9 protein-coding genes are annotated in these 12,969 nt (G+C 42.1%); 8 read left to right on the top strand and 1 reads right to left on the bottom strand.

Going from position 1 to position 12,969, the window contains the following annotated elements; genetic code table 11:
* Nucleotides 1–27 precede the first annotated feature (27 nt).
* The 4 genes from A5N88_RS18500 (at nucleotide 28) to A5N88_RS18515 (ending at nucleotide 4,477) form a co-directional block, all read left to right on the top strand.
* Nucleotides 28–993 carry a LacI family DNA-binding transcriptional regulator gene (locus A5N88_RS18500; RefSeq protein ID WP_066268700.1) on the top strand — a complete coding sequence of 322 codons (966 nt, stop codon included), beginning with the start codon at nucleotides 28–30 and terminating at the stop codon, nucleotides 991–993.
* Nucleotides 994–1,342: 349 nt separating this feature from the next.
* Entirely contained in the window at nucleotides 1,343–2,113 is a 771-nt protein-coding gene (locus tag A5N88_RS18505; RefSeq protein ID WP_066268702.1) for a sugar phosphate isomerase/epimerase family protein, read from the top strand.
* Nucleotides 2,114–2,128: 15 nt separating this feature from the next.
* Complete coding sequence (locus tag A5N88_RS18510) at nucleotides 2,129–3,217, top strand: Gfo/Idh/MocA family protein (RefSeq protein WP_066268704.1); 1,089 nt, start codon at nucleotides 2,129–2,131, stop codon at nucleotides 3,215–3,217.
* A 126-nt stretch (nucleotides 3,218–3,343) separates the two neighbouring features.
* Nucleotides 3,344–4,477 carry a Gfo/Idh/MocA family protein gene (locus A5N88_RS18515; RefSeq protein WP_066268706.1) on the top strand — a complete coding sequence of 378 codons (1,134 nt, stop codon included), beginning with the start codon at nucleotides 3,344–3,346 and terminating at the stop codon, nucleotides 4,475–4,477.
* Between the two features lie 351 nt (nucleotides 4,478–4,828).
* On the opposite strand, the gene A5N88_RS18520 is transcribed toward A5N88_RS18515, so the two are convergent.
* Nucleotides 4,829–5,143 (bottom strand): YciI family protein, encoded by a 315-nt coding sequence (locus A5N88_RS18520; RefSeq protein WP_066268707.1) that lies wholly within the window; start codon nucleotides 5,141–5,143, stop codon nucleotides 4,829–4,831.
* Nucleotides 5,144–5,569: 426 nt separating this feature from the next.
* On the opposite strand from A5N88_RS18520, the gene glmS reads away from it, so the two are divergent.
* From glmS to A5N88_RS18540, 4 genes are all read left to right on the top strand, one after another.
* Complete coding sequence (glmS, locus tag A5N88_RS18525; protein ID WP_066268709.1) at nucleotides 5,570–7,405, top strand: glutamine--fructose-6-phosphate transaminase (isomerizing); 1,836 nt, start codon at nucleotides 5,570–5,572, stop codon at nucleotides 7,403–7,405.
* Nucleotides 7,406–8,552: 1,147 nt separating this feature from the next.
* Entirely contained in the window at nucleotides 8,553–8,981 is a 429-nt protein-coding gene (locus tag A5N88_RS18530; protein WP_066268711.1) for a Fur family transcriptional regulator, read from the top strand.
* The gene (locus tag A5N88_RS18535) at nucleotides 8,978–9,844 is read left to right on the top strand and encodes a hypothetical protein (RefSeq protein ID WP_066268712.1); all 867 of its coding nucleotides are present in this window, start codon (nucleotides 8,978–8,980) and stop codon (nucleotides 9,842–9,844) included. Before A5N88_RS18530 ends, A5N88_RS18535 begins: the two co-directional genes overlap by 4 nt.
* Nucleotides 9,845–10,412: 568 nt before the next feature.
* A complete protein-coding gene (locus A5N88_RS18540) occupies nucleotides 10,413–12,488 on the top strand; it encodes a glycosyltransferase family 39 protein (protein WP_066268713.1) in 2,076 nt (691 codons plus the stop codon).
* The last annotated feature ends 481 nt before the right edge of the window (nucleotides 12,489–12,969 follow it).

Below are 12,969 nucleotides of genomic sequence, written 5' to 3' on the forward strand. Positions count from 1 at the left end.
CTATGGATGGCAAGGGGGGGAAAAGCCATGGCGAATATTAAGGACATTGCTAAAAAAGCAGGCGTTTCTATTTCAACGGTTTCCTACGCATTAAATGGAAGCTCGAAAATTACGGAAGAAACAACGGAACGGATTGTGGCAATTGCCAAAGAACTAAACTATATTCCAAATGCAGCCGGAAGAAACCTAAAGAAGAAAGAGACCAAGATTATCGGAACCTTTATAGAAGATTACACCGGTTCGTTTTTTGGGCCTATTTTCAAAGGAATGCGTGAAGCTTTAAGCAGCAAAGGATATGAATTGATTGTTTGCAGCGGGGTGCAGTCCCATCGATTTATTCCTGAAAAAGCAATAGACGGCGCTATTATTTTGGATGTTACCTTTTCGAGTGAAGAATTATTGAATTATGCAGAGCGGGGACATAAATTAGTGGTGCTTGACAGAGAAGTAGAACATCCAAATATTAATCAGGTATTGCTGGATAACAAAGCCGGGGCTGCAATGGCCATTGATTATATAATGGAAAAGGGCCATCAGAAACTGTATGTTCTTCCAGGCCGCGAAACCATTTATGACGCCAAACAGCGTCTGCAGGCAGTAAGGGAAGCAATCAAGCGTTATCCTCATATCAACTATATCGAATTCGAGGGCGGCGCGGATGTTGAACTGGCCACTGAACAAATGATCAAGGAATATACCCAGCCAGCCGCTGTTTTTTGTTTTAACGATGAAACAGCCATCGGGATGTATAACTATTTGGCTGGTACAAAGTATCATGTTGGCGAGCACATCCATATCGTCGGATTTGATAATATCGATCTTGCTGCTTATATGCAGCCCCGATTGGCGACGATTGATTTTTCAAGATATAACTGGGGATATCTGGCGGCGGAGAATCTCTTGAAAATGATTGCGAATGAAGAGGTAGAACCAAAGCTGATTGATGTGACGTTAATCGAAGGAAAATCTGTTCAGGCCTATCCGCGTGTTTAATACGGGCCATCTGCGTGCAGCAGTTGTCTGCTGGAATTCAAATGTCATCAATATTTGTGGTGCTGAAAAAAGTGTCTAAATGGATGAGCAGCACAAATATTGCCTTTTTTAAAAGGTTTTTAGACTTAAGGGAAGTAAATTATTCTGCTAACTTCACAAAAAAGAACCTTAGTATAGTTTGAATTTGTCGAAACATTCAATCTAAGTATTATTGAAACCGCTTGCTTGTATGTTTATAATAGATTTGCAGAAAAGTTTTATTTCAAGATTTTTAGTTTTATAGAAACGTTTCACCAACTACTGAACAAATTTTTTTGCCGAAAAAGGATATCGAGTGGGAGGAAGTAAAATGAGAATTCCAGTTGCGATTCAAATGTATACCCTGCGTGAGGAATGTGAGAGGGATTTTGCCGGTACGTTGAAAAAAGTAGCGGAGCTTGGCTTTGATGGAGTTGAATTTGCTGGATACGGGGGATTAACAGCAGGTGAAGTAAGGCTGTTATTGGATGAACTCGGATTAAAGGCGGCATCCAGCCATGTGTCCCTTGATGAATTGGAAAGCAACCTAACCCAAGTGATTGAAGATCAAAAAACATTAGGAAGCCGCTATGTAGTCTGTCCTTATCTGGCTCCGGAACGCAGGAGTGCTGAGGATTATAGAGCGCTGATTTCGTTTCTGAATAAAGCAGGTGAGGTTTGTGAAAAAGAAGGCATTACACTTTGCTACCATAATCATGACTTTGAATTGGACCGTTTGCCGGACGGAAGAAAAGCCTTGGAATCCATTTTTGAAGAAACGCATGCAGATCATGTAAAAGCAGAGCTGGATGTCTACTGGTTAGCAAAGGCAGGAGAAGAACCGATCGAGTGGATCAACCGTTACAAAGACAGGGCGCCGCTCATTCATTTGAAGGATATGACCAAGGATGAAGAACAATTTTTTGCAGAGCTTGGAACTGGAAGCATTGATATCGATTCCATTCTGCAGATTGGTGAAAACGCAGGAGTAAAGTGGTGGGTGGTTGAACAGGATATGAGCCGCCGCACTCCGTTTGAAAGTGTTGAAATCAGTATGAACTACTTGAAAACAAAGCTGAAAGCAGCTTCTGAACAAAAATAAGGGAGTGGGAGAAGAATGGCATTGAATGTGGGTCTCGTTGGGTGCGGGAATATTAGCACGATTTACTTGGAAAACAGCCGCCGTTTTTCTGATTTTACGATCATTGCCTGTACAGATCTTGATTCTGTGAAGGCTAAAGAAACAGCTGTAAAATACGGACTTGAACATGTGGCAAGTGTTGAAGAGATGACGGCACTGCCGCACATTGATCTCATATTGAACTTAACCGTTCCGCATGCACATGCCTCTGTATCGCTGCAGGCTATAGCACAAAAAAAGCACGTCTATTCGGAAAAACCGCTGGCTGTTACTTTTGAGGATGGAGAACGGATCATGGAAGCAGCACGCCTCAATCAGGTTGTCGTCGGTTCAGCACCGGATACGTTTTTAGGAGGAAGTATTCAGCTTGCGGGACAATTAATGGAAGACGGCCTGATTGGAAAACCAGTCGGTGCGAGTGCTTTTATGATGTCACGGGGACCTGAATCCTGGCATCCAAACCCGGAGTTTTTTTATCATGCGGGCGGCGGTCCAATGTTTGATATGGGGCCTTATTACATTACGGCTTTGGTGAGCTTAATGGGTCCTGTCAAGCGATTAACCGGTTCAGCCAGGATTACTTTTCCAGAAAGAACGATTACCAGTCCGGCCAAGTATGGTGAGCAAATTCTTGTTCAAGTACCAACACATGTATCAGGCATTCTGGACTTCGCAAATGGAGCATCCGCGACCATCACAACAAGCTTTGATGTATCAGGAGCCCGTACACCGTTCATTGAAATTTATGGAGAACATGGAACCATCAGCTTGCCGGATCCAAACCAGTTTAATCAGCCGCTGCTCGTAAAGCGGCATGATGAGGAAGAATGGAAAGAAATGAAGCCTGCCGGAGAAAGCTTTGATAATTTGCGGGGAATTGGCCTTGCAGATATGGCAAAGGCCATTGAAACAGGGAGATCACCGCGTGCAAATGGCAGTATGGCTCTGCATGTGCTGGAAGTTATGCATGGGATTCATCGTTCATCAGAACAGGGAAGCCACTACATAATGAAAAGTGTCTGTGAACGTCCTCCATTGTTAAATGACTTTGTCATCAATCAATAAGGCTCTTTTCGTAAACTTTGCAGCTATTAAACACTTTTTGCGAAAACAACAATCGATAAGATGGATAATGATAGGGCCTATGTGCCTAAATAAACGCAATCAAAGGATTATCAGGGGGAATGGATGATGGAAAAGAAATTGAAGGTCGCGATAATTGGCTGTGGAGGGATCGCAAATGGGAAGCATTTGCCTTCCCTGAAAAAAATTGAACAGGTTGAACTCGTTGCTTTTTGCGATATTATTAAAGAACGGGCAGTAGAGGCTGCAGAAAAGTTTGGAGCAGAAGCGGCAAATGTTTATACGGACTACAAGGAATTATTAAAGGATCCAACTATCGATGTGGTACATGTTTGTACGCCAAATGAGTCTCACGCTGAGATTACGGTTCACTCGCTGGAAGCTGATAAACATGTTATGTGTGAAAAGCCGATGGCGAAAACCTCAAAAGAAGCGAGAGAGATGGTAGAGGCGGCCAAACGGACAGGAAAGAAATTAACAATCGGGTATCAAAATCGTTTTCGTCAGGACAGCCAATATTTAAAACAATTCTGCCAGGACGGGGGTTTGGGGGATGTCTATTATGCAAAGGCATTGGCCATCCGCCGCCGTGCGGTCCCTACCTGGGGCGTATTCCTGGATGAAGAAAAACAAGGCGGCGGCCCTCTGATCGATATCGGAACACATGCACTGGATTTGACTTTATGGATGATGAACAATTACAAGCCGAGAGTAGTGCTTGGAACCACATTTCATAAGCTTGGAAGCCGGGAAAATGCAGCAAATGCCTGGGGTCCATGGGATCCGGAGAAATTTAAAGTGGAAGATTCTGCTTTTGGATTTATTGTCATGGAAAACGGTGCGACCATTTCGCTTGAATCGAGCTGGGCATTAAACACACTGCAAATAGGAGAAGCGAAATGTGTACTTGCGGGTACGGAAGGCGGAGCTGATATGGAAGAAGGGCTTCGAATCAATGGCGAAAACTTCGGGAAATTATATACACAAAACGTAGACCTAAATGCGACAGGCGTCTCTTTTTATGAAGGGAAGCAGGAAAGTGATGCAGACCTGGAAGCAAGGCTGTGGATTGAAAGCATTCTAAAGGATACGGAACCTCTTGTAAAACCGGAAGAAGCCTTAGTCGTTACAGAAATCTTGGAAGCTATCTATGAATCCTCTAAAACAGGAAAAGCGATTTATTTTGACAATGGCTCTTTACAAGGGAAGGATGCCATAGAGGCAGATAAGGTCGGAATCTAATCGATGTAGAGAAAACAGCATCTATTGAAAGTTAACTCTCGCAAATCGACATATACTTGCTTATAAGAGAGAGCTGACAAACAAAACATCGAATCACGAATCATTGACTAAATTTACATTTGTCTAAACGTTAACCTGTTAACAAAATGATAGTAAGGTTAGTTGAGGGAAACCGCTCATTAAAGGACCACACATTATATATACTTCTATAATGTGTGGTCCTGTTTTAAATCATTTTTTAGCTCATTCGTGTGAATCGGCCGTTTCACACGAATGAGCTAAAAAACAACGCGCAGCCTTGAACGCAATAAGGGAGGCAATGCCTTTACTACCTCTTATAAATAAAAAGTATTATTTCCGTAACACAGCCTTCATTGGATAAAATTCCGTTTTTAAAATTCCTGCAATGACACCAGGGTCTTCTGCGATGAGTGTTGGAACTTGCTCTGCATTCTCCACTTCAACAATGACGATTCCATGTGGGTCGCTCGGATTTAGGACTGGTCCGAAAACCACAGCAATCCCTTGATTTTGCTTGTCTGTCCAGTAGCCAACGTGCTGCCCCATGATGTTTCGTTCTTCTTCGGTCATGTCTTGAGAAAAAGTTGTTCTGGTCGTGATGATTTTTAACAAAAAATGCTTTTTTTCCAAGGTGTTATCCGACATAGCACAAACCCTCCATTAGCCTACATATGTATTTTATGGTCACGATGTTCAATGTCATTATCATTCAAATGCCTTCCAGAATCAACTCAGCATGACCAAAACATTCGTCTCACCCTTTTGAGACTAAACTGTATGATGCTAAATCAGTGGCAAAAAACATTTTTTAAAATGGTGTTGAGAGCTTCATCGCTCGCTTAAATAAAAATTTCTCCCTTAAAACAGCAGTTAGCTTATCAATCTTGCTGCCCATAAATTTCACTTCCTTTCCTATCAGACTGCAATAGCTTATTCGAATTAACTGCAGAAGAAAAGCGGTTTTTATAATAGAGTAAGTGCGCTTTTTAAGAATAGAATGATAGAAATGTGATAAGATTGGCGCTTAATCATATATAATAAAAATTAACATATTTTTTGAGGTGATGATGCGTGAGTGGAATTGTTGGGTATATAGGGAATTCATCAGCTCAGCCTATTCTGTTAGACTGTTTAACCCATTTAGATTACAGGGGCTATGATTCGGCGGGGGTCGCCATTTCCAATTTAGAGAAGATTGAGCTGAGAAAAGAAACAGGTAGGATTGAGGATCTGGATGCGTCTTTACAGATTGATCCCATTTTAGAAGGGCATTTGGGGATCGGCCATACAAGATGGGCTTCTCATGGTGCTCCAACAATTCTTAATGCCCATCCAATTACGGATGAAAAAGAACGCTTTATCGTTGTGCATAATGGCATTATTGAGAATTATCTAAAGCTCAAGAGCCATTTAATCTCGCAGGGCTATTTGTTTGTGACGGACACAGATACAGAAGTGATTCCCCATCTGTTAGTGGAATACGACACTGGGGATGTGGAGGAAACAGTCAGGAAGGTTTTGCCTATGCTGAAGGGATCCTTTGCGCTTGCCATCATGTCAAGGAATCAGCCGGACACGATCATTGGCATTTCACAAGAGAACCCTTTAATTGTAGGGTTTGGAAACAATGAGGCTTTTCTTTCATCAGATATCGCTGCACTTCTTTCCTACACTAAAGAAATTCATCCCATTAAAAATGGGGAAATAGCCGTATTGAGGCCTGGTGAAGTGAAAATAAAAACCATAGCGGGGGACACCATCCATCCGAAAAAACGGATCATTGAATGGCATGAAGATGATTTCAGCCTGCAGGATTATGATCACTATATGCTGAAGGAGATTATGGAGCAGCCTGCAGCCTTGAAAAATACGTTAAAAGGCAGGCTGACTGAAACTGGTGTGCAGCTGCCGGAGCTGGATTCCTTTTTTGAAGAGCACGATGTTTCACAGTTCCGAAGAATCATTATAGTGGCAAATGGAACATCCTATCATTCCGGGCTGATTGGCAAAAAAGTAATGGAAACGATGCTGGACATTCCGATTGAAACAGCTGTTTCGTCTGAGTTTTGCTGTGAGCATGGACCGCTGAATGAGAAAGCCCTAATACTGATTATCAGCCAATCGGGAGAAACAGCGGATACTCTATCTGCCTGGAGTGAGGCAAAACGCTATGGATGCCCGACCATTGCCATTACGAATAAAAGGCGTGGAAATCTTGCGCGGAAAGCGGATTATACCATTTGTACCAATGCAGGACCCGAATTAGCGGTTCCTGCCACCAAAGCCTATACTACGCAAATCACAGTTCTGCTGCTTTTGTCCATTCTCTTTACCGAAAAAACACAGGGACCTGGATTGAATCGTGTTCCTGACATGATTAAGGAACTCCATCAGTTGCCTGAAGAAGTGGATAAAACGCTGATTATGACGCAGGATGCCATTGATCAGTTTGCACAGGTTACAGAGGATCAGCAAAGCTTGTTTTTAATTGGCCGCGGCCTGGATTATGTGCTTGCGCTGGAAGGGGCCCTTAAGCTTCAGGAAGTAGCCTATCTGCATGCAGATGCCTATGCAGCAGGGGAAATGAAACATGGAACGATGGCGTTGATTACGCCGGGTGTTCCCGTGATTGCGCTGTCTACGCAAAAGCATCTCCGGGAAAAAACCATTAATAATATTAAAGAGCTGAAAGCCAGGGATGCTTTTGTTGTCGGAGTGACAACCATTGGGGATGATGAGGTCAGTGAAATCGTGGATGAAGTCATGTATATTCCCGAGGCCCACCCGTACTTGATGCCGATTATTGCGGCCATCCCTTTGCAATTATTAGCCTACTATGCGGGAACGGTGCGCGGCTATAATGTAGACCGGCCGCGCAATTTGGCGAAGAGCTTGACGGTTGAATAATAGGGTTGGGTATAAAAACAAAGGGAGCTTGTAAAAGGACCATAATAACGTTCACTTAAAGCAAAACGATAGAGGGATCATCGTTTTGCTTTTTTACTAATAGGAAAGCCTGAGATGTCCTTCATCGGTGGGATGAAGGACAAAACGGTCGAGAGGAAAGCTTGAGATGTCCTTCATCGGTTGGATGAAGGACAAAACGGGGGAGAGGAAAGCGCGAAAAGTCCTTCATCGGGGGGATGAAGGACAAAACGGGGGAGAGGAAGGCTTGAGATGTCCTTCATCGGTGGGATGAAGGACAAAACGAGCGAGAGGAAAGCATGAGATGTCCTTCATCGAGGGGATGAAGGACAAAACGGGCGAGAGGAAAGCGCGAAAAGTCCTTCATCGAGGGGATGAAGGACAAAACGAGCGAGAGGAAAGCATGATATGTCCTTCATCGGAGGGATGAAGGACAAAACGGTAGAGAGGAAAGCCTGAGATGTCCTTCATCGGAGGGATGAAGGACAAAACGAGCGAGAGGAAAGCATGAGATGTCCTTCATAAAAGGACCTTGTAAATTTCCAGACGAACTAGAATGGATGATTGCATTTCATACCTCTCTGATCGTTACCGTAAATTAGATTGCACAAAAAAAAGTAACCCGCCCCTGCTTCTTGAAAATAAGGGCGTGAGTTGCTTTGTTTGCATTTTACAAAACGGCAGCTTGCAAATCTTACATAATACAGCGAAAATCATACGCTGGGTGCAGCCAGTTTCGTAGATTGCATTTTATATACAGCCATCAAAGAGAGCGGAATAGGAGCATCTTTAATTCGATTATTCCGCCAGTTTATAAATAATATTTCCTGCTGCCTACTGGAGTTGCTCGTTATCAGGGTTCTTTATATAACCTGAATCTTTTTTACTTTCCTGCAATCTTAAAAGAAGACAGAAAAAGAAATGTCTTCACGATAAGAGAGGTATGGCAGGATGCCGAAGCAGTGGCAAGACACAATGCCAGTGAGATCTAATAAATTAACAACCCAGCGCAGCCATTATTTTTATGTCTTTAAGCTTGTTTGAAAAGATATCTTGACGCGATACGCTTAAGTATATAGAATATGTTATAGAAAATGATTTTCTATAATATTTTTTGGAAGGTAGTAAAATGTTGAATAGATCACAAATTAAGGCTCTACTTAATGAGCAAAAGTTTCGTTTAACTGGTGAAAGGGAGGCTCTTCTGGATTTATTCTCTGAGTCATCCAGAATGTTATCGCCTGCTCAACTCCATGAGCTAGCACTGGAGAAAGACGTGAAAGTTGGCTTAACAACTGTTTATAGATTGCTAGAAGTTATGACTAAAACGGGAATTGCCACACCTTTTTTTATAGAGGGTGTCATTTATTATGTCTTTTGCGGATGTGACCATCATCATCATTTAGTATGTCTGTCATGCCACCAAGTAGTAGATATGCATCAATCTTGCCCTGGTGTAGAAGTCCCTGATGATTTTCAGGTGGATCATCATCGTCTCGATCTGTTTGGCACATGTTCAGTATGTCAACAATCATCTGTAGGGAGGGGGACTCATTGAACTTCTGGCATGATCCCCATCATATCTTTTGGGCTATTGATTTGATTACGGTTCTTTTAATGGGAATGATTCATGGTATTACACCTGATGAACATACCTGGCCGATAACCTTTAGTTATTCAATTGGAAGCTATAGTACACGCGGGGGGATGCGGGCAGGCCTTTTCTTTTCACTGGCTTTCACCCTTCAGCGGGCTATTGCATCAGAACTGGCGTATTTTGCTTTAGTAAGATTTTTTACACAGTCAGGAGCAGAGCAAGTGGTCTATATGATCGTTGGATTAGTGATGCTGCTATCTGGATATTTCATTATGTTTAAGAAAAAGACCTTACATCTGTTTCCTTGGATTGAGAAGCTGGCTCCATCCTTGAAAAAGGAAGGAGAGCCTGTCCCTGTAAAACTGGCTTTGATCCACGGCTTTATTGCCGGGTGGGGAACTGGTGCTTTTGCGACGATTATCTATACGGTCATTTCGCCTAACATGCCAAATGCTTGGGTAGCCTTTTTACCCGGTCTACTATATGGTATTGGGACCATGATTATGCAGATTTTGATTGGTGGAATGTTTGGAAGGTGGATTGAACGTCAAAATCTTGATAGCAAAGCCAAATCGTATATTGGAGAATTTGTCTCTGCAAATACCCTTCTTTTTGGAGGTATTTTATTTGTTATTTTGGGAATGGTAGAATTAATGTTTCCGAAAGTATCTGATTGGGGTGTCTCAACAGGACTTCCCATCTTTAATCTTGATTCCATTAACGTCGCCTTATTATTAACCATATTTATTGTAGGCGGAGTTGGAGGATTTTCGATTTTTAAGGCTATCAGAAAAGTGAAGAATGAGGATTCAACACCAATATAAATTCTAAAGAAGAGGCAAACAGCCTCTTCTTTTTTATTTCAACGCAAATTTGCCGAGTTCACTCTGAGAAGATTGATAAATAAATTACAGAAAGCCTAACGTTTTTTTTAGAATTTTTTCATTTTCAGGTGCTATAATAACAAACCGTAATGGGATTACATGAAACATTATCGTTACAAAAGCCTTTTCGTGGATTTTAAATAAAAATACTGGTGGTGAATGAACGTAAATACAACATGTTTATCAGGGGTTAAAAGATGCAGCCCATGCTTGGTTATGTGAATAAATGGAATAGTATAAAGGCAGAAGTAAGGATACTGGTAAAAACAATACAAGTGCAAAAACTACTCATTGTGGGTCCGGTGATGAAGTAATAAAAACTGGAATTCAACCATTGGCCTGGTACTGTTAAAAAGTCAGAGAAGAATGGGTATGACGATATCTCCTAATACTTGATGCTGGTTACAATGGACCTGTTTATCGAGTTACTGATCAAACAGGAGATCGTGTAGTTAAGTAAAACGGTACTTAAAAATATTGTTAACTAATTGAAGGGTATGAGAGACCTATGAGACAAGTAAATTTAAAATTCAAGAGGCATTATCTTGGATTGGCAGCAATTCTATTGTTATCTATCATTCTTAATTTTTATAAGTTAGGGCAGGAGGGGATTGGAAATACTTTTTATTCTGCCGCAGTAAAAAGTATGCTGGATAATTGGCATAACTTCTTCTTTAATTCATTTGATCCTAAAGGATTTATAACCATTGATAAACCACCAGTTGATTTTTGGTTTCAAGCATTAAGTGCATATATCTTTGGGTTTAAAGGATGGAGTTTATTTTTTCCTCAAGCTCTGGCAGGTGTATTAGCGGTCGCTTTACTGTACCATCTTGTGGCTCGTGTATTTGGAATTGGGGCCGGGCTGTTGGCAGCACTATTTTTGGCACTAACCCCGATTGTTGTGGCAGCGGACCGGACAAATGAAGTGGATTGTATGCTCATGTTTGTTACTCTGATTGCCACTTGGGCGCTTAGCAGAGCGGTAGAGAAAAGCCATTTAAAATGGTTAGTTCTTGCATTTTTTCTAGTTGGAGTCGGGTTTAACATTAAGATGATGGAAGCATTCCTTGTATTGCCGGCCTTTTATCTTTTTTATTTGATCAACCCCAAATTAACTTGGAGAAAAAAGATTGCACACTTATTGACAGCTACAATCGTTCTTGTGGTTGTTTCCTTATCTTGGTCGGTTATTGTGGATTCAGTTCCTGCAGACCAGCGCCCATATGTGGGAAGTACGCAGGATAATTCAATGGTGACGCTTGCCATTGGTTATAACGGGATTAATCGGTTGGTTGGTCAGCAGCATGGCGGACAAGGGAATTTCCGCATGGGATCACAGCATGGCGGACAGGGAAATAACTACACGGGTTCACAGCATGGCGGACAGGGAAGTTTCCACACGGGATCACAGCAAAGTGGACAGGGAAGTTTCCACACGGGATCACAGCAAGGTGGACAGGGGAACTACCACATGGGTTCACAGCAAAGCGGACGGTTTAGTAATATGAACGGAGGAAGAGGAGCTCACGGAAATGCAGGGAATTATTCTGGGTTTGGACAAACAGGGAATGCGGGCATTTTCAGGCTGTTTACAACCTCCGGATTGGATGGTCAGCTCAGCTGGCTTTTACCGGGTGTCTTCATTAGTGTTATAGCACTTTTATGGGGAACGCGCTTCCGGTCACCTCTAGACCGTAAACGCCAAACGGCTGTTTTATGGACAGTATGGGTTTTGACCATGTTTGTCTTCTTTAGTATTGCACAAAGGTTCAGCAGTTACTACATGGTTCAGATGGCTCCAGGTATTGCAGCTTTGGCAGGAGCCGGTTTTATCAAGATGTGGAAACAATGGTGTGCAAATGAGAAAAAAGAAAGTTGGTTTTTACCGCTTGCATTGGTGTGTACCGTCATCTTTGAAATATCGGTAGTATGGAAATATCCGACTTTACGTGACCCGCTTTCCATTGCAATTGGGGTTCTAGCATTGATTTCCTTGGTTTGTTTGCTGTTTGTCAAGAAAATAGCGGCTCCGGGTAAAAGAAGTATTTCTATCATTGCGCTTGTGATTGGTGTTCTGTCTTTAGTCGTTGCCCCATCAGCATGGGCGATTACTCCGATTGAATACGGAGGAAACGTGACCAAACCGGTTGCAGGTCCTGAGCTGAAAAACCAGCATGGACAAGAAGACATGGCATCCAATGCTAAACTTGAAAACTATTTAAAGTCGAATTATCAAAAAGGAACCTATTTGGTGGCAACATTAAACTCTATGTCGGCTGCTCCGATGATTCTTGATACCGGTCTTCCTGTTATGGCGATGGGAGGATTTATGGGAAATGATCCGGCGCTTACGGTTCCAAAGCTGCAAAAGCTTGTCAATGAAGGGCAGGTCCGTTATTTCCTTCTGCAAGGAAGATCATTTGGAGGTCAACAATCAGCAGTACTCAATTGGATTAAATCCAATTGTGTTGTCGTACCTGCATCTAAGTGGGAGGACTCACAATCTACTTCCAAACAAGGCGGAGGCTGGATGGGATTTGGGAATTCCTCAATGACGCTTTATGAATATGTGAAAAAATGACTTTATCCTGTTTAGATACGGGAAATACGTTAGCCTTTTCTCTGCCATTTAAAAGAATCATTTTAGTGCATTCTGAATGCCTTTTGTACGGCTAAGGTGATTCGCTGTCATAATCTGGTGGGAAATTACTATAGCGTAGAAGAGTCATGATTCTATTATTTTGAACCTAAACCCGAATAATGGACCTGGTGAAAACAGTCCTTTATTCGGGTTTTCCTGTGTCATTCTTCAGAAACCCGTTCAACATCATGGCGAATATAGGAGCGGAGGTATTAAAAGAAGTGAATTTATTCTAACGAGGGGCAAATGAAAGGGATGAAGAAGAAAGGCGTTAAGAAGTTAATCATAAACAGACTTGTTCAGACTCCCTTTGAAAAGCAAGTACTTGCAGCAAAAATCAACAGGCAGGTTAACAGAGCCAAAGGTTAAAAATCTATTGTTTTAAAAACATAGGATCTGTCACTAGTTTAGTAGATTGTTA

The organism is Heyndrickxia acidicola (assembly GCF_001636425.1).
GTDB lineage: Bacteria > Bacillota > Bacilli > Bacillales > Bacillaceae_C > Bacillus_AE > Bacillus_AE acidicola.

What these genes read in the sequence shown, in the direction of transcription:
- A5N88_RS18500 (WP_066268700.1), top strand. Translation starts at nt 28, where the DNA reads ATGGCGAATATTAAGGACATTGCTAAAAAAGCAGGCGTTTCTATTTCA.
- A5N88_RS18505 (WP_066268702.1), top strand. Translation starts at nt 1,343, where the DNA reads ATGAGAATTCCAGTTGCGATTCAAATGTATACCCTGCGTGAGGAATGT.
- A5N88_RS18510 (WP_066268704.1), top strand. Translation starts at nt 2,129, where the DNA reads ATGGCATTGAATGTGGGTCTCGTTGGGTGCGGGAATATTAGCACGATT.
- A5N88_RS18515 (WP_066268706.1), top strand. Translation starts at nt 3,344, where the DNA reads ATGGAAAAGAAATTGAAGGTCGCGATAATTGGCTGTGGAGGGATCGCA.
- A5N88_RS18520 (WP_066268707.1), bottom strand. Translation starts at nt 5,143, where the DNA reads ATGTCGGATAACACCTTGGAAAAAAAGCATTTTTTGTTAAAAATCATC.
- A5N88_RS18530 (WP_066268711.1), top strand. Translation starts at nt 8,553, where the DNA reads ATGTTGAATAGATCACAAATTAAGGCTCTACTTAATGAGCAAAAGTTT.
- A5N88_RS18540 (WP_066268713.1), top strand. Translation starts at nt 10,413, where the DNA reads ATGAGACAAGTAAATTTAAAATTCAAGAGGCATTATCTTGGATTGGCA.